19 protein-coding genes, 1 tRNA gene and 1 pseudogene are annotated in these 18,479 nt (G+C 59.3%); 10 read left to right on the top strand and 11 right to left on the bottom strand.

The annotated features are described in order from the left end of the window. Positions 1–77 (top strand): annotated as a pseudogene (locus M2416_RS26695) (integrase); the annotation flags it as partial. Between the two features lie 471 nt (positions 78–548). Here the strand turns inward: M2416_RS26695 and M2416_RS26690 are convergent. Next, positions 549–622, bottom strand: a tRNA-Gly gene (locus M2416_RS26690). Positions 623–702: 80 nt separating this feature from the next. Then, entirely contained in the window at positions 703–1,422 is a 720-nt protein-coding gene (actS, locus tag M2416_RS26685) for an amidase activator ActS (protein WP_041147137.1), read from the bottom strand. A gap of 269 nt (positions 1,423–1,691) precedes the next feature. Between actS and idi the strand changes: the two genes are divergently transcribed. Next, the gene (gene idi / locus M2416_RS26680; protein ID WP_259227596.1) at positions 1,692–2,237 is read left to right on the top strand and encodes an isopentenyl-diphosphate Delta-isomerase; all 546 of its coding nucleotides are present in this window, start codon (positions 1,692–1,694) and stop codon (positions 2,235–2,237) included. 123 nt (positions 2,238–2,360) lie between these two features. Here idi and lysS read toward each other — a convergent pair whose 3' ends face one another. From lysS to xerD, 5 genes are all read right to left on the bottom strand, one after another. Further along, positions 2,361–3,878, bottom strand: coding sequence for a lysine--tRNA ligase (gene lysS / locus M2416_RS26675; protein ID WP_041147139.1), 1,518 nt, complete (start codon positions 3,876–3,878; stop codon positions 2,361–2,363). Positions 3,879–3,887: 9 nt separating this feature from the next. Beyond that, positions 3,888–4,986, bottom strand: a protein-coding gene (prfB, locus tag M2416_RS26670; RefSeq protein WP_115191916.1) for a peptide chain release factor 2 whose coding sequence is annotated in 2 segments (ribosomal slippage) — positions 3,888–4,910 and positions 4,912–4,986 — 1,098 coding nt in all. Because the reading frame shifts where the segments join, the coding sequence is not laid out codon by codon here. A gap of 122 nt (positions 4,987–5,108) precedes the next feature. After that, a complete protein-coding gene (gene recJ / locus M2416_RS26665; protein WP_076948123.1) occupies positions 5,109–6,842 on the bottom strand; it encodes a single-stranded-DNA-specific exonuclease RecJ in 1,734 nt (577 codons plus the stop codon). A gap of 5 nt (positions 6,843–6,847) precedes the next feature. After that, the gene (gene dsbC, locus M2416_RS26660) at positions 6,848–7,561 is read right to left on the bottom strand and encodes a bifunctional protein-disulfide isomerase/oxidoreductase DsbC (protein WP_134527718.1); all 714 of its coding nucleotides are present in this window, start codon (positions 7,559–7,561) and stop codon (positions 6,848–6,850) included. 23 nt (positions 7,562–7,584) lie between these two features. Beyond that, positions 7,585–8,481 (bottom strand): site-specific tyrosine recombinase XerD, encoded by an 897-nt coding sequence (gene xerD / locus M2416_RS26655; protein WP_041147142.1) that lies wholly within the window; start codon positions 8,479–8,481, stop codon positions 7,585–7,587. 158 nt (positions 8,482–8,639) lie between these two features. Here xerD and fldB point away from each other — a divergent pair, with 158 nt between their 5' ends. Then, positions 8,640–9,161 (top strand): flavodoxin FldB, encoded by a 522-nt coding sequence (fldB, locus tag M2416_RS26650; protein ID WP_041147143.1) that lies wholly within the window; start codon positions 8,640–8,642, stop codon positions 9,159–9,161. A gap of 48 nt (positions 9,162–9,209) precedes the next feature. Here fldB and M2416_RS26645 read toward each other — a convergent pair whose 3' ends face one another. Both M2416_RS26645 and sdhE read right to left on the bottom strand, forming a co-directional pair. Continuing rightward, positions 9,210–9,620, bottom strand: coding sequence for a protein YgfX (locus tag M2416_RS26645; protein ID WP_259227595.1), 411 nt, complete (start codon positions 9,618–9,620; stop codon positions 9,210–9,212). Further along, positions 9,601–9,867 carry an FAD assembly factor SdhE gene (sdhE, locus tag M2416_RS26640; protein WP_045857153.1) on the bottom strand — a complete coding sequence of 89 codons (267 nt, stop codon included), beginning with the start codon at positions 9,865–9,867 and terminating at the stop codon, positions 9,601–9,603. Before sdhE ends, M2416_RS26645 begins: the two co-directional genes overlap by 20 nt. A gap of 369 nt (positions 9,868–10,236) precedes the next feature. Here sdhE and ygfZ point away from each other — a divergent pair, with 369 nt between their 5' ends. Beyond that, positions 10,237–11,220, top strand: a complete 984-nt coding sequence (gene ygfZ, locus M2416_RS26635; RefSeq protein WP_259227594.1) for a tRNA-modifying protein YgfZ — start codon at positions 10,237–10,239, stop codon at positions 11,218–11,220. Between the two features lie 107 nt (positions 11,221–11,327). Here the strand turns inward: ygfZ and trhA are convergent, their stop codons facing one another. Together trhA and yqfB are read right to left on the bottom strand one after the other, a co-directional pair. Then, positions 11,328–11,987 carry a PAQR family membrane homeostasis protein TrhA gene (gene trhA / locus M2416_RS26630; protein WP_259227593.1) on the bottom strand — a complete coding sequence of 220 codons (660 nt, stop codon included), beginning with the start codon at positions 11,985–11,987 and terminating at the stop codon, positions 11,328–11,330. Positions 11,988–12,146: 159 nt separating this feature from the next. Further along, on the bottom strand, positions 12,147–12,458 hold the full coding sequence (gene yqfB, locus M2416_RS26625; protein WP_076948127.1) for a N(4)-acetylcytidine aminohydrolase: 312 nt from the start codon (positions 12,456–12,458) through the stop codon (positions 12,147–12,149). A 49-nt stretch (positions 12,459–12,507) separates the two neighbouring features. Between yqfB and M2416_RS26620 the strand changes: the two genes are divergently transcribed. From M2416_RS26620 to M2416_RS26595, 6 genes are all read left to right on the top strand, one after another. Next, a complete protein-coding gene (locus M2416_RS26620) occupies positions 12,508–13,236 on the top strand; it encodes a MurR/RpiR family transcriptional regulator (protein WP_045857150.1) in 729 nt (242 codons plus the stop codon). A gap of 120 nt (positions 13,237–13,356) precedes the next feature. Beyond that, positions 13,357–14,790 (top strand): 6-phospho-beta-glucosidase, encoded by a 1,434-nt coding sequence (locus M2416_RS26615; protein WP_259227591.1) that lies wholly within the window; start codon positions 13,357–13,359, stop codon positions 14,788–14,790. Positions 14,791–14,936: 146 nt separating this feature from the next. Beyond that, positions 14,937–15,296 (top strand): hypothetical protein, encoded by a 360-nt coding sequence (locus tag M2416_RS26610; RefSeq protein ID WP_041147150.1) that lies wholly within the window; start codon positions 14,937–14,939, stop codon positions 15,294–15,296. 48 nt (positions 15,297–15,344) lie between these two features. Then, positions 15,345–17,354 (top strand): protein-disulfide reductase DsbD family protein, encoded by a 2,010-nt coding sequence (locus M2416_RS26605; protein ID WP_259227589.1) that lies wholly within the window; start codon positions 15,345–15,347, stop codon positions 17,352–17,354. A 2-nt stretch (positions 17,355–17,356) separates the two neighbouring features. Beyond that, on the top strand, positions 17,357–17,968 hold the full coding sequence (locus tag M2416_RS26600; protein ID WP_041147152.1) for a DsbA family protein: 612 nt from the start codon (positions 17,357–17,359) through the stop codon (positions 17,966–17,968). After that, positions 17,958–18,458, top strand: coding sequence for a protein disulfide oxidoreductase (locus M2416_RS26595; RefSeq protein WP_135183992.1), 501 nt, complete (start codon positions 17,958–17,960; stop codon positions 18,456–18,458). Before M2416_RS26600 ends, M2416_RS26595 begins: the two co-directional genes overlap by 11 nt. Positions 18,459–18,479: the final 21 nt, after the last annotated feature.

Here is an 18,479-nt window from a genome sequence, read left to right as displayed (position 1 = left end):
CCCTGAATGACCTGACGCCGGAGGAGTACCGGCTGATGGCTGAAAAAACGGAAATCTCAAAAAGTGTGTGGAACTAAAACGGGTATGCTTACAACTTCATCAGGGGTTATGTCAGACAGTGAAGTTTATCAGGATGATCATGTATCCGAAGGAGCGAGGCCGAACCGCTGGTGTGGTATGCAAGTACCTTGCTCCGCTGCACTTCGCAAGAAGCGTACCACCATAAAACCTGTTTATTCCCTGCGACGTCATCGGCGACGTGTGGCATGTGGGAGCATCGGCAAAAAATGCGCTTCATTGTAAGGTGATGAGAATCAATGCCCGGATCAGGCTTTGCCTTCACGTTGTGCTATCGCGGTGTGAGATTGGAACTGCCGCCGCCGAATAGTTATATTCTCATTTCCATAGTAACTATCCGTGACCACTAACAGTGAAATCCCCGTTGGTACTTCGCCGTTCATTGGTAGAACGATCGCGACAACTTATCTAAGGTAACTTGTTGAAAGAAAAATGAGTTTTATCGAGGTTTTGCCACAAGGGGGGAGATCTGGAGCGGGCGAAGGGAATCGAACCCTCGTATAGAGCTTGGGAAGCTCTCGTTCTACCATTGAACTACGCCCGCAAAGAGGTGCGAGGGTCATTATAGACCTTACGCACCGTCTGACAAGACTGAACCATGCTAACTGCTGATAAAATAACCCGTTAGCACTTAGGCTTACTGCCCTGCGGCGGTAAATAGCGCTGCGGATCGATGGCCGTGGCCCGGTAGCGTATCTGGAAGTGCAGACGCACGGAGTCAGCATCGGTGCTGCCCATCGTGGCGATCTGCTGGCCTATCTTCACGCTCTGGCCGTTATTGACCATCATTTTATCGTTGTGCGCGTAGGCGCTGATGTAATCATCGCTGTGCTTAATCATGATCAGATTACCGTAGCCGCGCAGCTGGCTGCCGACGTACACCACCTTCCCCGCTCCGGCCGCATACACCGGCTGGCCGCGCGTACCGGCGATATCAATGCCCTTATTGCCGCCATCGTTTGAGGAATAAGGCAGTATCACCTTACCGCTGGCCGGCCAGCGCCAGCAACGCTGCCCCACCGGCGGCCACGACACCTGCGGCAGAGCGGCCGGCGGCTTAGCCGCTGCGGTGCGGGTCGCGCTGCTTTTCTTCGCGCTCTTTCCGCCGCTCGTCCCCGAGGCGCTGTTCAGCTTCAGACGCTGTCCCACTTCGATGGTATAGGGAGGCGAAAGATTATTCAGCCGGGCCAGATCTTTGACGCTGGTGCCGGTGGTGCGGGAAATACGGTACAGCGTATCACCGCGTTTAACGGTATAGGCGGAACCAGAATCAGATGAACTGGAGCATCCGGCAATCACCAGGCTGCTAACCAACATCATCGTGATATAAAAGCGTTTTCTCATCAGGCGTCCTGCACTCAACACAAACTTTCACCTCGTCAGAATGGACGAATATCATACCAGCCCATAGCCGGATCCCCAATCGATACGCCTCTTATCCTTAAGGATTAAACACCCCGCTGACAGCCGCCAATATCGCGCCCTGCCGCTGTTCGCCAGGCTCCTGGGCTTGTTTTGGTAATGCCTTTCGTCCGCGAATGGTCTACCCTAACGGCCTGAGTACATGGCCCGGCGGGTTTGTACCGGGTCATTTATTATTTTCAGGAGTCGTTATGACCGGGGAACACGTCATTTTGCTGGACGAGCAGGATAAGCCTGCCGGCATGCTGGAAAAGTATGCCGCCCACACCTTCGATACCCCACTGCACCTCGCGTTTTCCTGCTGGCTGTTTGACGAACGGGGCCAGCTGCTGGTCACCCGGCGCTCGCTGGAGAAGAAAGCCTGGCCGGGAGTCTGGACGAATTCGGTCTGCGGACACCCTCAGGAGGGCGAAACCTTCGAGCAGGCCGTCACGCGGCGCAGCCGCTTTGAGCTCGGCGCCGAAATCACCGCTATCGCGCCGATCGCCCCGCGGTTCCGCTACCGGGCCGTGGCCCCCAACGGCATCGTCGAGAACGAAGTCTGCCCGGTATACGCCGCGCGGGTCACCGGCCCGCTGCGGCCGAATAGCGATGAGGTCATGGACTATCAATGGTGCCCGCTGCAGGACCTGCTCAACGCGCTGGCAATAACGCCGTGGGCCTTCAGCCCGTGGATGGTGCTGGAGGCCACGGATGCGGGTGCGGCACTGCAGAACTACGCCGCGTCGCTGCGCTGACGGCCGCCCTGACGTACTCCAGCGCCTCCTCATGCGGCCATCGCACAGGATCGCGGCGGCACCCATAAAAAAGCCCCGGCACGCAGGCCGGGGCTTTATCGTTCGCGGTGGTCGCGGTCGGTCTTATTTAACCGGGCGCATCGCCGGGAACAGGATCACGTCGCGGATGGTGTGGCTGTTGGTAAACAGCATCACCATACGGTCGATACCAATGCCCAGGCCAGCGGTCGGCGGCAGGCCGTGCTCCAGCGCGGTCACGTAGTCTTCGTCGTAGAACATCGCTTCGTCGTCGCCGGCGGCCTTAGCGTTCACCTGGTCGAGGAAACGCTGCGCCTGGTCTTCAGCATCGTTCAGCTCGCTGAAACCGTTACCGATTTCACGTCCGCCGATAAAGAACTCAAAGCGATCGGTGATTTCCGGGTTGTCGTCGTTACGACGCGCCAGCGGAGAAACCTCAGCCGGGTACTCGGTGATGAAGGTCGGCTGAATCAGGTGCGCTTCCGCCACTTCTTCAAAGATCTCGGTCACAACGCGGCCCAGACCCCAGCTCTTCTCAACCTTGACGCCGACGGCGGCAGCAATCGCTTTCGCAGAGTCGAAGTTATCGAGATCCGCCATCTCGGTTTCCGGACGGTATTTCTTGATAGCCTCACGCATGGTCAGCTTTTCAAACGGCTTGCCGAAGTCAAAGGTCTGATCGCCATAAGGCACCGCGGTGTTGCCGAGAATATCCTGCGCCAGGGTGCGGAACAGGGATTCGGTCAGCTCGATCAGGTCCTTATAGTCCGCATACGCCATATAGAGTTCCATCATGGTGAACTCTGGGTTGTGGCGGACGGAGATGCCTTCGTTACGGAAGTTACGGTTGATCTCGAACACGCGCTCGAAGCCGCCGACAACCAGACGCTTGAGGTACAGTTCCGGCGCGATACGCAGGTACATGTCCAGATCCAGCGCGTTGTGATGGGTGATGAACGGACGGGCTGACGCGCCGCCTGGGATCACCTGCATCATCGGGGTTTCAACTTCCATAAAGCCGCGACCGACCATGAACTGGCGAATGCCGGCCAGGATCTGCGAGCGCACTTTAAAGGTGTTGCGGGATTCGTCGTTGGAGATCAGATCCAGGTAGCGCTGGCGATAGCGCGCTTCCTGATCCTGCAGGCCGTGGAACTTGTCCGGCAGCGGGCGCAGAGCTTTGGTCAGCAGACGCAGCTCGGTGCAGTGAATAGAGAGCTCGCCGGTTTTGGTTTTGAACAGCTTGCCGCGCGCCGCGAGGATATCGCCGAGGTCCCACTTCTTGAACTGCTCGTTGTAGACGCCTTCCGGCAGATCGTCACGCGCCACGTACAGCTGAATGCGGCCGCCGACGTCCTGCAGAGTGACGAAGGAAGCTTTACCCATGATACGACGGGTCATCATGCGGCCAGCCACGGAGACTTCAACGTTCAGCGCTTCCAGCTCTTCGTTTTCTTTTGCATCGAAGTCAGCGTGCAGTTGGTCAGAGGTATGGTCACGACGGAAATCGTTCGGGAACGGGATACCCTGCTCGCGCAGCGCAGCCAGCTTTTCACGACGGCTTTTCAGTTCATTATTAAGGTCAATTGCCGCGTCAGCGCCCTGTGCTTGTTGTTCAGACATGTTGGTTCCTCATAACCCTGCTTTCAGACTTGCTTCGATAAATTGATCCAGGCTGCCATCAAGCACCGCCTGAGTGTTGCGGGTTTCCACCCCGGTGCGCAGATCTTTAATGCGGGAATCATCCAGCACGTAAGAACGGATCTGGCTGCCCCAGCCGATGTCTGATTTGGTATCTTCCATCGCCTGTTTCTCGGCATTTTTCTTCTGCATCTCCAGTTCATAAAGCTTGGCTTTCATCTGCTTCATGGCCTGGTCTTTGTTTTTGTGCTGCGAACGGTCGTTCTGGCACTGCGTCACTAACCCGCTTGGAATGTGGGTAATACGCACCGCGGATTCGGTACGGTTAACGTGCTGACCGCCCGCGCCGGAGGCACGGTAAACGTCAATACGCAGGTCCGCCGGGTTGATCTCGATGTCGATATCGTCATCGACTTCCGGGTAAACGAACGCGGAGCTGAAGGAGGTATGACGACGGCCGCCGGAGTCGAACGGGCTCTTACGCACCAGGCGATGGACGCCGGTTTCGGTACGCAGCCAGCCGTAGGCGTAATCGCCGATAATCTTGATGGTCACGGACTTGATGCCCGCCACTTCACCTTCAGACTCTTCGATAATTTCGGTCTTAAAGCCGCGCGCTTCGGCCCAGCGCAGATACATGCGCGTCAGCATGCTGGCCCAGTCCTGCGCTTCGGTGCCGCCGGAGCCGGCCTGAATATCGAGGTAGCAATCGGCGCTGTCGTACTCACCGGAAAACATGCGGCGGAATTCAAGCTGAGCCAGCTTCTCGTCGAGCACATCCAGCTCGGCGACGGCTTCGTTGAAGGTCTCTTCGTCTTCGGCTTCAACGGCCAGCTCCAGCAGGCCGGAAACGTCTTCCAGGCCCTGGGACATCTGATCGAGGGTGTCAACGATGGCTTCCAGTGAAGAACGCTCTTTGCCCAGCGCCTGTGCGCGCTCGGGCTCGTTCCACACGTCCGGCTGTTCCAGCTCGGCGTTTACTTCTTCCAGACGCTCTTTCTTGGCATCATAGTCAAAGATACCCCCTGAGAACGTCGGAGCGCTCCGTGAGGTCCTGAATACGGTTTTTTACCGGATTTATTTCAAACATGATCGATTTTCTTTTAATGGATTGGTCAAAATGCGGTGATAAGAGCGGAATTGTACCGGATCCCCGCTCTCTTTTATAGCCACTTCAGCCCTCAGGCGGCCTCTTTGTTGCCGGTTTTTTCGTCACACCGGCCAAAGATGGTCAATGATAAGCTGCAGGCTGCGGTTGCCGCGAAACTCGTTGATATCGAGCTTATAGGCGAGGGTCACTTCGCGCACGCCGTTATCCGGCCACATCGAGGTATCGACGTTAAAGGCAATCCCGTCCAGCAGCGGGCCGCCGCCAACCGGCTCGACCATCACCTTGAGGTGCCGCTCGCCCACCAGACGCTGCTGCAGCAGGCGGAAGCGGCCGTCGAACAGCGGCTCAGGGAACATCTGCCCCCACGGCCCGGCGTCGCGCAGCATCTGTGCCACCTCCATGCTCATCTCCCCGGCGTCCAGCGGACCATCGGAAACCACTTCCCCCTGCAGCAGCGCGGGATCCAGCCACTCGGTCACCAGCTCGCCGAAGCGCTGCTGGAACTCCTCGAAGCGGGCCTCCTCCAGCGACAGTCCTGCCGCCATCGCGTGGCCGCCAAACTTGAGGATCAGCCCCGGGTTGAGCGTGTCGAGACGCTCCAGCGCATCGCGCATGTGCAGCCCCTGAATAGAGCGGCCGGAACCTTTTAACAGCCCGTCTCCCGTCGGCGCGAAGGCGATAACCGGACGGTGAAAACGCTCTTTGATTCGCGAGGCCAGAATGCCGACCACGCCCTGATGCCACTGCGGGTGATACATCGCCAGCCCGCCCGGCAGCGCTTCGCTGCTGCGTTCAAGCTGCTGGCACAGGGTGAGCGCTTCCGCCTGCATCCCCTGCTCTATCTCTTTGCGCGTCTGGTTCAGGGCATCCAGCTCGTTGGCCAGCACCCGCGCTTCGCCGGCGTTATCGCACAGCAGCAGCGCCACGCCGACCGACATATCGTCCAGCCGTCCCGCCGCGTTCAGCCGCGGGCCAAGGGCAAAGCCGAGATCGCTGGCCGCCAGCTTCTGCGGGTCGCGGTTGGCAATCTCCAGCAGCGCCTTAATTCCCGGGCGGCACTTGCCCGCCCGAATGCGGCTCAGCCCCTGCCAGGTGAGGATGCGGTTATTGGCATCCAGCGGCACCACGTCGGCCACCGTTCCCAGCGCCACCAGGTCCAGCAGCTCAGCGAGGTTAGGCGCGGCAATCCCGCGCGTTTCAAACCAGTTTTTATCGCGCAGGAAGGTGCGCAGCGCCAGCATCAGGTAAAACGCCACCCCGACTCCAGCCAGCGATTTTGACGGGAAGCCGCAGTCGCGCAGGTTCGGGTTGACGATAGCCTCCGCCGCCGGCAGCGTATCGCCCGGCAGGTGGTGATCGGTAACCACCACCGGGATCCCCAGATCGTGCGCGCGATCGACGCCGCTATGCGAGGAGATGCCGTTATCGACGGTCATGATCATCTGCGCGCCGCGGGCGTGGGCCTGATCGACCACTTCCGGGCTCAGGCCGTAGCCATCTTCAAAGCGGTTCGGTACCAGATAGGAGACGTTGCCGTAGCCCAGCGCACGCAGCGCCAGCACGCTCAGGGCGGTACTGGTGGCGCCATCGGCGTCAAAATCGCCGACGATTACAATATGCAAATCCTGCTGGAAGGCGTCGTAGAGCATCTCCACGGCTTTGTCGATGCCGTTGAGCTGCGCCCACGGCAGCATGCCCTTAACGCCGCGCTCCAGTTCCTGCGCGCTGCGTACGCCGCGGCTCGCGTAGAGCCGCTGCAGCAGCGGCGAAAGGTCGGCGGGAAGCTCCGCGCCATCGACCGCCTCACGGCGGCGTAGTTGTGTCTGTTGTTTCACGCGAATTATTTACCGCTGGTTTGTTTTTGATGCTCATCGAGGAAGGCTTTCAGCTCTTTCGGTCCCTGATAGCCCGGCAGCACGTAGCCGTTGCTCAATACCATTGCCGGCGTGCCGTTGACGCCGAACTGCACGCCGAGCGTGTAGTGCTTGCTGATATCAACCTTGCAGCTGGCCGGCTGTACGCCTTTGCCGCCCATCGCGTCATCCAGGGCTTTGTTGCGATCTTTGGCGCACCAGATGGCCTGCATATCCTGCTCGGTCTGGCTCTGCAGCCCCTGGCGCGGGAAGGCCAGGTAACGCACGGTGATGCCGAGGGCGTTGTAGTCGCTCATCTCCTCATGCAGCTTGTGGCAGTAGCCGCAGGTGATGTCGGTAAAGACGGTGATGACATGCTTTTCCTGCGGCGCCTTGTAGACGATCATCTCTTTTTCCAGCGCGTTCAGCTTACCCACCAGCAGCGAGTTAGTGACGTTAACCGGCTGGGCGCCGCTGACGTCGTACATCGGCCCCTGAATAATGTGCTTACCGTCGTCGGTCACGTACAGTACGCCGCCGTCGGTCAGTACGGTGCTCATACCGCTAACCGGCGAAGGCTGAATGTCGGTGCTCTGCACGCCCAGCTTGGCCAGCGACTGCTTAATCGTCGCGCTATCGGCGTGCGCCGCGCCGGAGAGCGTTGCCGCCAGCAGGGTGAACATCAGTAAACCTTTTTTCATACTCAATCCTTTTTATTCAGCACTCACGCCCGCGGGTGGTGCTGTTGATGAAGTTGTCGCAGACGCTCGGTCGCCACGTGGGTGTATATCTGCGTCGTCGAGAGATCGCTGTGTCCTAACAGCATCTGCACCACGCGCAGATCGGCGCCATGATTTAGTAGATGCGTCGCAAACGCGTGGCGTAAAACGTGCGGGGAGAGCTTCGCGCTATCGATCCCCGCCAGCACCGCGTAGTGCTTAATGCGGTACCAGAACGTCTGCCGGGTCATTTGCTGCGCGCGCTGGCTGGGAAAGAGCACGTCGGAGGCGACGCCGTTCAGCAGCCAGGGGCGGCCGTACTCAAGGTAGTTCTCAACCCACAGCACCGCCTCTTCGCCAAGCGGCACCAGCCGCTCTTTGTTGCCTTTCCCCACCACGCGCAGCACGCCCTGCCGCAGGCTGATATCGCTCATCGTCAGGCCCACCAGCTCCGATACGCGCAGGCCGGTGGCATACAGCACCTCCAGCATCGCCTTGTCGCGCAGCTCCAGAGGCTGCTCCACCAGCGGCGCCTGTAGCAGGCGGTCCACCTGCGCTTCGCTGAGATCTTTCGGCAGGCGCTGCGGCAGCTTTGGCGACGCCAGCAGCGCGCTGGGATCGTCGGTGCGGATTTTTTCCCGATACAGATGCTGGAAAAAGCGGCGCACCGCGCTCAGCAGCCGCGCGGTGCTGGTGGCCTTGTAGCCGCCGGTTTGCCTTTCGGCCAGCAGGGACTGGAGATCCTCTCCGCTGACGCTGCCAAGCGTCAGCCCGCGATGGTGCAGCCACTCCACGACCATCGTCAGGTCCCGGCGGTAGGCGCTCAGCGTATTTTCCGCCAGGTTGCGCTCCAGCCACAGGGCATCAAGAAACTGCTCGATTTGTGCCAGATCCTGTTCCACATCGGCCTCTTTGCTCGTTAAATCGTCCCCAGTATACCCAAATAAGCCGCACGACTGGACAAAAACGGCGGCGGCGGGCTGCCTGAAGTATGACGGGTATCATCACCTTTCTGGTAGACTAGCCGCAAAGTCACAGCATGAATTGAGATGTTTACGTCATGAACATAGGCCTTTTTTACGGTTCCAGTACCTGCTACACCGAAATGGCTGCGGAGAAAATCCGCGATATTATCGGTCCTGAATTAGTGACCTTGCACAATCTGAAAGACGACTCCCCTGAGCTGATGACCGGCTACGATGTGCTGATCCTCGGCATCCCGACCTGGGATTTCGGCGAGATTCAGGAAGACTGGGAGGCTATCTGGCCGCAGCTCGAGACGCTGGATCTGCAGGATAAAATAGTGGCGCTGTACGGCATGGGCGATCAGCTGGGCTACGGCGAGTGGTTCCTCGACGCGCTGGGCATGCTGCACGACAGGCTGGCAACCCGGGGCGTGAAGTTTATCGGCTACTGGCCGACCGAAGGCTATGAGTTCACCAGCCAGAAGCCGATCGTCGCCGATGGCCAACTGTTCGTTGGCCTCGCGCTCGATGAAACAAACCAGTATGACCTAAGCGACGATCGTATCCAGAGCTGGTGCGAGCAAATCCTTGGGGAGATGGCCGAACAGTTCGCCTGAGTCGCCTGAGCTTAAGCAAGAGCCTGACGCTCCAGGCTCTTAGTCCTGCTAGTCCTGCGCTGGTTTGTTCAGCACCAGCCGGCGCAAATCGCGCCACTCCTTCGCATCCATGCTATCAGCCGCCACCCACAGGTGCTGGCTGCGACGCGTTTGCGGATGGCGCAGACGCAGCAGCATCCCGCTGTTAATGACCCACGGCATGCCGACTATTTCCCACTCCGCTTTTTGCCAGCGCAGTCGGGATTCGGTCATCAGCTTTATTTCTCCCTGGCAGGCGTGGATCCGCCGCTGGCTGCGTACGCTGTCAAACACCACCAGCGAGAGCAGCAGCAGCCATAGCGGGGTGTAGCTGAGCGGCCAGGGCATCAGCAGGACGATGGCCGCCACGACGCCGTGGAGCAACAGCGAAAACCACTGCGAACGCCAGGAAATGCGTAAATCAGATTGCCACAGGACCACGTTCCCGATTCCGAGTCTGGATTAATTTTACCATCCGCTGCAGCTGGGCATCGGAGGGTTCGCCGTGGTTCATCAACCAGTTGAACAGATCCGGGTCGTCGTTTTCTAACAACCGGATGAACAGCTGCTTGTCTTCATCGCTGAGCGTATCGTACTCATACTCGAAAAACGGCATGATGGAGATGTCGAGTTCACGCATACCCCGGCGGCATGCCCAGTGGATGCGGGCTTTATTAGTAATGTCCATGTTATCCTTCCAGCGTAAAGGGATATACCCGTCATACTTCAAGTTGTATGTGCGTTAGCCGCGTTCGTTCCCCCCAGCCACTTACCCGAGTAAGCTCCTGGGGACTCGCTCGCTTGCCGCCTTCCTGCAACTCGAATTATTTAGGCTATAGGTTAGTTTAACCCGTTTTTAGCACTTACTTTACAGCATTATCGAGAAGCGCGAGCAGCATTCCATAAAAACCACAAATTTATTATGGCTTTATCCGTTTCATTCGTTCACCCGTCTGCGCCCTTAGGGCACAAATGGCCTGCCGAAAGCGCTTGCATTGCACCATAGCTCTTTTACCATTAGTCATTCACTCTGCGTTAAGCTATTCAGGACATGACTATGGCTTTTACACCTTTTCCTCCACGTCAGCCCTCTTCTTCCGCGCGGCTGCCGTTAACGCTGATGACCCTCGACGACTGGGCGCTGGCGACAATCACCGGTCAGGATGCGGAGAAATATCTGCAGGGACAGGTCACCGCTGACGTCAGCGCGCTGGCTGACGATCGCCACCTGCTGGCCGCGCACTGTGACGCCAAGGGTAAAATGTGGAGCAACCTGCGCGTGTTTCGCCGCGACGGCGGCTTCGCGTGGATTGAGCGCCGCAGCCTGCGCGACGCGCAGCTGACCGAACTGAAAAAATACGCGGTGTTCTCTAAGGTGGCCATCGCCGCGGACGATGAACTCGTCCTGCTGGGCGTCGCCGGCTTCCAGGCCCGCGCCGCGCTGGCACCGCTGTTCAGCAAGCTGCCAAATGCCGACAAGCAGGTGGTGACCGACGGCGCGACCAGCCTGCTGTGGTTTGAACATCCGGCAGAGCGCTTCCTGCTGGTCACCGACGCTGACACCGCCGCCCGGGTGACCGAAGCCCTGCGCAGCGATGCCCAGCTGAATAACAGCCAGCAGTGGCTGGCGCTGAATATTGAAGCCGGCTTACCGGTCATTGATAGCGCCAACAGCGCGCAGTTTCTGCCGCAGGCCACTAACCTGCAGGCGCTGGGCGGCATCAGCTTTAAAAAGGGCTGCTATACCGGGCAGGAGATGGTCGCACGGGCAAAATTCCGCGGAGCCAACAAGCGGGCGCTGTGGTCTCTGACCGGGAAAGCCAGCCGCGTTCCGCAGGCCGGGGAAGATCTTGAGCTGCAGATGGGCGAGAACTGGCGCCGTACCGGCACCGTGCTGGCCGCCGTACAGCTAGATGATGGTCATCTGCTGGTACAGGTGGTGATGAATAACGACATGGAAGCGGACAGCGTGTTCCGCGTTCGCGATGATGCCGGCACGTTAAGCATCGCCCCGCTGCCTTACTCGCTGGAAGAAGAGTAGCTCTCCGCGAGCGAATAATGGCGCCAGCGCTCTGCCCTCAGGCGGCGCTGACGCTGCTATCCACGCCACGTAACCCGCGCGACAGGCCATCGCCGCGCGCCGGTTATTTAAACCTGCCCAACGTACAGATAGATCGCCAGGAAGTGACAAACGCTGCCGCCGAGCACGAAGCCGTGCCAGATAGCGTGGTTGTACGGTATCCGCTTGCAGACGTAGAAGATAACCCCCAGCGAATAGACAATCCCCCCGATCGCCAGCAGCGTTACCCCGCCAGCCGCCAGCTTAATCGCCAGCTGATAGACCACGATAAGCGACAGCCAGCCCATCGTCAGATAGGTCACCAGCGACAGAACTTTAAAGCGGTGTGCGATGGTCAGCTTAAACAAGATCCCCAGCAGCGCCAGGCTCCAGATAACGATCATCAGGCCGCGCGAAAGCGGCGAGTTGAGCCCCACCAGCAGAAAAGGGGTATAGGTACCTGCAATCAGTAGATAGATGGCGCAGTGGTCGAATTTTTTCAGCCATAGCTTTGCCCGCTGATGCGGAACGGCGTGATAGAGCGTAGAGGCGAGGAACAGCAGGATCATGCTGCCGCCGTAGAGGCTGTAGCTGGTAATCGCCATGGCGCCGGCGTTAGCGTCCACCGCCTGCACCAGCAGCAGCACCAGGCCGACGATACCAAACACCAGCCCGATCCCGTGACTGATGCTGTTGGCAATTTCCTCTGCCAGAGAATATCCCTGGGTGATTAATGGTTTGCGAACCATATTTGACTCCAAAAACGTGAAATCTTTCAACGCCCACCTAGGGTAACTGAGAATGATTCCAGTGAACACATGTTAGCTAAAATAAAACGATGAATATTTGTAATCATTTTAAAATCAAAATGTTACAGTTAAATTTCACCTAACAGTCGTTCACTATTTTCAAAGCAGTTTGAATTCAATCACATAAAACTGCTCTTCGTCCGGGTAGATCTCCGTGATGACCTGCCGCAGCTGCGCAAGGGTCATATTTTCCTGCTGCGCGTGCCGTTCACTCAGCGTGGCGAGGGTTACCGTGGAGGTCGCGACCACGCTAATCGTGCAAAAATAGCCGTCATCTTCATAGCGCCCGACGCGCAGCACGTCGCCGACCTTAAAATGCGACTCCGCGGCGTTGCGGATGGTGATCGTTTTGCGGCCGCTGAGGATGTCGTCCTGAAAGCGCTGAAAAAAGGTTATGTCATTCGGCTGCATGATATCATTCCGTCCTGGTCATTCTGAATTGTGAGTTATTACCGTGAGTATGTTCTCCCACGCCGCTATTGCCAGTCTCAATAATCTTGAGATGATGGTCTACCACTACGTCATTAAGAATCGTGACAAAGTGATGTATATGACCATCCGCGAGCTGTCGGAAGCCGCCGGCGTTTCCACCACCACCGTGCTGCGCTTCTGCCGCAAGCTGCAGTGTGAGGGATACTCAGAGTTTCGCGTCCGCTTTAAATTATATCTCGAGCAGAACCAGCCTCAACAGGCAAATATCGGCGCCAGCGAAATAATGAGCTTTTTTAAAAGCGTCAATAACGATGAATTTGATGATTTACTCGAGCGCGCGGTGGATATTATCCTCGCCTCGGAGCGTATTATTTTCGTCGGTGCCGGAACCTCCGGCGCGCTGGCGAAATATGGCGCGCGCTTCTTCTCGAACGTCGGGAAATTCAGTAATCACATCGACGATCCCTATTTCCCGGTGACGAACGATATGGCCCGCAACGCGCTGGCGATCGTCCTCTCCGTTTCCGGTGAAACCGAAGAGATCCTGCGCTTTGCCGGCCAGTTCAGTCTCCATCGCTGCAAGGTGATGTCGATAACCAGCCACGAACACTCGCGGCTGGCGAAGCTGGCTGATTTCAACCTCTCCTGGCACATACCGCAAACGCGCATCGGCGGCGTCTACGATATTACAACGCAAATTCCGGTCATTTATATTCTTGAAAGCCTCGGGCGTAAATTAGCCCGTAAAATAGCCTGAAAATAACACCCTGTTTTTTCGATGTAACATATTCCAGCGGCGGGAAATTGTTATATCGTGACATTTATATGCCCTTTGCTAGACTCGAAAACAACGGATCATCAAACGAGATTAGCAACCATGAAAAAAATATCCTTACCGCAAGATTTTTTATGGGGCGGCGCGGTAGCGGCGCACCAGGTGGAAGGCGGCTGGAATAAAGGCGGCAAAGGCCCGAGCATTTGCGACGTGCTGACCGGCGGCGCGCACGGCGTACCGCGCGAGATAACCCACCAGGTTGAGCCGGGTAAATATTATCCGAACCACGAAGCCATCGATTTTCACGGCCGCTACAAAGAGGACATCAAGCTGTTCGCCGAGATGGGCTTCAAATGCTTCCGTACCTCCATTGCCTGGACCCGCATCTTCCCGCTCGGCGACGAAGCTCAGCCGAACGAAGAGGGGCTGAAGTTCTACGACGACATGTTTGATGAGCTGCTGAAGTACAACATCGAACCGGTTATCACCCTCTCCCACTTTGAAATGCCTCTGCACCTCGTGCAGCAGTACGGCGGCTGGACTAACCGTAAAGTTGTCGATTTCTTCGTGCGCTTTGCCGAAGTGGTCTTCGAGCGCTATAAGCACAAAGTGAAATACTGGATGACCTTTAACGAGATCAACAACCAGCGTAACTGGCGCGCGCCGCTGTTCGGCTACTGCTGCTCCGGCGTGGTCTATACCGAGCATGAAAACCCGGAAGAGACCATGTACCAGGTGCTGCACCACCAGTTCGTGGCCAGCGCGCTGGCGGTGAAGGCGGCGCGCCGTATCAACCCCGAGATGCAGGTTGGCTGCATGCTGGCGATGGTTGCCCTCTATCCGTTCTCCTGCAAGCCTGAAGACGTGATGTTCGCTCAGGAGTCGATGCGTGAACGCTACGTCTTCACCGACGTGCAGCTGCGCGGCTACTACCCGACCTACGTGCTGAACGAGTGGGAGCGACGCGGCTTCAACATCAGGATGGAAGAGGGTGACGAGCAGATCCTGCGTGAAGGCACCTGCGACTACCTCGGCTTCAGCTACTACATGACCAACGCCGTCAAGGCCGAAGGCGGCAGCGCCGATGCCATTTCCGGCTTTGAAGGCAGCGTACCGAACCCGCACGTTAAGGCCTCCGACTGGGGCTGGCAGATTGACCCGGTGGGCCTGCGCTACGCGCTGTGCGAGCTGTACGAACGCTATCAGAAACCGCTGTTCATCGTAGAAAACGGCTTTGGCGCCTATGACAAAGTAGAAGAAGACGGCAGCATCAATGACGACTACCGCATCGACTACCTGCGCGCCCACGTTGAAGAGATGATCAAAGCGGTCACTTACGATGGCGTCGAGCTGATGGGCTACACCCCGTGGGGCTGCATCGATTGCGTCTCCTTCACCACCGGCCAGTACAGCAAGCGCTACGGCTTTATCTACGTTAACAAGCACGATGACGGCACCGGCGATATGTCCCGTTCGCGTAAAAAGAGCTTCGACTGGTATAAAGAAGTGATTGCCAGCAACGGCGAAAACCTCTGATTTCTTGCTCTGCCTCCTCCTCTCCCCCTGCCGGGAGAGGAGTCATGCCCCTCACGGACACCTGTTGCGGACACTTCTTTACAGCTTTCACATTGCCAAAACGCGTTCGCCCGCTAAGATAGGCCACGTGAATATTTGAGGCGATCATGATTAAGCGACAGCGAAAAGCCATTCTTCTTGTAGTCCTTGCCTGTCTGGTGGTGCTGGTATGCACCGCGCAGCGTATGGCGGGGCTGCACGCGCTGGTCATGAACGCCGCCGCCGTCACGCAGTCCGCCCAGCAGGGTTCGGACAGCGCCGAAGCGCCGGTCACCCCCTGCGAGCTGAGCGCAAAGTCGCTGCTGGCCTCACCGCCGGTGCTGTTTGAAGGGGCGCTGTTCATTTTCGCGCTTCTGCTGACGGTGCTGGCGGCGGTGCCGCCGCGCATCGAGCGGCTGTGGCCTCCCCGCGTTATCTCCCCTCCCCGGCTACGGGTGCATCTGCGGCTCTGCGTCTTCCGTGAATGAGAATTTTCCTGACAGTTCAGGTTAATCAATCATTTACGGAGAAAATTTATGCTTATGGTATTCAGGCGACTGCTGGTCTGCCTGCTTTGGCTATGGCTGCCCGCAAGCCAGGCCGCCGACAGCGGCTGGCTACGCGCCGCCGATAATCAGCACGCCAGCGTCAGGCTGCGCGCGCAAAACGAGGGCAGCGGCGACACCCGCCTGCTGCTGGACGTGGCTCTGGAAAAGGGCTGGAAAACCTACTGGCGCTCGCCGGGTGAAGGCGGGATCGCGCCCGCCATCGCCTGGCATCAGCCGCTGGAGGTGAGCTGGCGCTGGCCGGTGCCGCAGCGTTTTGACGTCGCCGGTATTTCGACCCAGGGCTATGGCGGCAACGTCAGCTTCCCGATAGCGATCCGCGGCCAGATCCCCGCGACGCTGAGCGGCGTGCTGACGCTCTCCACCTGCAGCAACGTCTGCATTCTGACCGACTATCCCTTTTCGCTGGATATGGCCGCCCCTGCGGGGAGCGACTTTGGCTACGATTACGCCCGCGCGATGGGCACGCTGCCGCTGCCCGACGGGCTGACGACGCACCTCTCCGCCGGCTACAGCAGCGGCAGGCTCACGGTGACCGCCGTTCGTGAAGCCGGCTGGCAGCAGCCCTCCCTGTTTATCGATAGCATGGATGACGTCGATTTCGCTAAACCCATCTTTACCATCAAGGGCGACACCCTCACCGCCACGCTGCCGGTGACCGACGGCTGGGGCGAGGCGGCGCCGGACCTGCGCAATAAGCGCCTCTCTCTGGTGCTGGCCGACGGCGGCCAGGCGCAGGAGAGCGCGCTCGTCATCGGCGCAGCCTCCCCGGTTCCCGCTACGTCGTGGTGGTGGGCGCTGCTGATGGCGCTGGCCGGCGGGCTGATCCTCAACGTCATGCCCTGCGTTCTGCCGGTGCTGGCGATGAAACTCGGCTCGCTGGTGCAAACCGACGTTCACCAGCGCGGCGCGGTGCGGCGGCAGTTCCTCGCGTCGGTAAGCGGCATCGTCACCTCTTTCCTCGCCCTGGCGCTGATGATGACGCTGCTGCGCCTCGGTAATCAGGCCTTAGGCTGGGGGATCCAGTTCCAGAACCCGTGGTTTATCGGCGTCATGGCGCTGGTGATGGTGCTGTTCAGCGCCAGCCTGCTGGGGCTGCTGGAGATCCGCCTCTCCTCCCGCGCCAGCACCTTCCTCGCCACCCGCGGCGGCAACGGCCTGATGGGGCATTTCTCCCAGGGCGCGCTGGCCACGCTGCTGGCAACCCCGTGCACCGCGCCTTTTCTCGGTACCGCGGTTTCGGTGGCGCTGGTCGCGCCGCTGCCTCTGCTGTGGGGCATCTTCTTCACCATGGGATTAGGCATGAGCCTGCCGTGGCTGCTGGTTGCCGCCTGGCCCGGGCTGGCCCTGCGCCTGCCGCGTCCCGGCCGCTGGATGAACGCCGTGCGGGTCGTGCTCGGGCTGATGATGCTCGGCTCGTCGCTGTGGCTGATGAGCCTGCTGACGGTGCACACAGGCCGCACGCCGGTGCTCGCGCTGACGGTGATTTTAGCGGTCGTACTGCTGATGGCGACGGCCTGGCGCTACCGCTGGCGTACGGCGCTGCGTGCCGGCGCGCTGGCCGTGGCCGTCGCGGCGGCGGTCGTCCTCGTTTTCCCGCAGGACGGTCAAGGGTCCCGGCGTGACCGGGTGAAGTGGCAGCCGCTCAGCGAGCAGGCCATTACCGCCGCCCTGGCTGACCATAAGCGGGTCTTTATCGACGTGACCGCCGACTGGTGCGTGACCTGTAAAGCGAATAAATACAACGTACTGCTGCGGGATGATGTGCAGGACGCGCTCTCTGCGCCCGACGTGGTGGCGCTGCGCGGTGACTGGAGCCGGCCGTCGGAAACCATCAGCCGCTTTCTGAACGCTCGCGGCAGCGCCGCGGTCCCCTTCAACCAAATTTACGGACCGGATTTAGCCCAGGGCCAGATACTCCCCGCGCTGTTAAATCGTGAAGCGCTGCTCGCCGCGCTCTCCGCCGCCAAAGGACAATAATGATGAGAACGATTACCGCCCTCCTGCTGCTGTGCATCTCAGCTTTCGCCTCCGCCGCTCCGGCGCCGCAGGCTGAATCATCCTCCGACGCTCAGCTGGCGAACCTGCTGTTTAACGATCCCAATAGCCCGCGCATCGGGGCCAAAGCGCCGCGTCTGACCATCGTGTCGTTTACCGACTACAACTGCCCCTACTGCAAGCAGTTCGACCCGCTGCTGGAAAAAATCGTCCACGATAATCCCGACGTCCTGCTGATCGTCAAGCTGCTGCCGTTTAAGGGACAAAGCTCGGTCAACGCCGCTAAAGCCGCGCTCTCAACCTGGCGTCAGCAGCCTGACAAATTCTGGGCGCTGCACCAGCGGCTGATGGCGAAAAAGGGGTATCACGATGATGCCAGCATTCTCGCCGCCCGGCAGAAGACCGCTACCGATGGCGTACAGGTAGATGATAAGACGATGGATTCGTTGAAGATGAACCTGATTTTGTCCCAGGTGCTGAACGTTCAGGGGACCCCGGCGACCATCGTCGGCGACCAGATGGTGGCGGGAGCCATTTCGTATGCCGACCTGGAGGGGCTGGTGAAAGAGCAGCTGGCACAATCCCATGCGCAGTAAACTGCGCCGCTGGCTGCGCGAACTGATGATTCTGCTGCTGCTCGCGGCGGCGACTATCGGCGGAATGGATTATCTGCGCCGACCCGCGCTGCCGCAGAGTTTTACCAGCACGCCGCTGCAGACCCTTGACGGCCGGACGGTCGATCTGCGCGCCATGAGCGAGGAGCGCCCGCTGCTGCTCTACGTCTGGGCCACGTGGTGCGGCATCTGTCGCTACACCACGCCGTCCGTCGCCGCGCTGGCTGCCGATGGCGGCAACGTGATGACGGTGGCGCTGCGCTCCGGCGATGACCCGGCGCTGGAGAAGTGGCTGGCACGCAAAAAAATGGCGCTGCCGACGGTTAACGATCCCGACGGCCGGCTTTCAGGCCAGTGGGACGTGCAGGTGACGCCCACCCTGGTGGTGATTTCCCGCGGCGAGGTGAAATCCGTGACCACCGGCTGGACCAGCGGCTGGGGGATGCGCCTGCGGCTGTGGCTGGCGTCATAGCTCCGTGAGCCCGGGCAGGAC

It is taken from the genome of Klebsiella sp. BIGb0132 (assembly GCF_024810075.1).
GTDB lineage: Bacteria > Pseudomonadota > Gammaproteobacteria > Enterobacterales > Enterobacteriaceae > Klebsiella > Klebsiella terrigena.
This window is presented reverse-complemented; position numbering and strand designations above follow the sequence as displayed.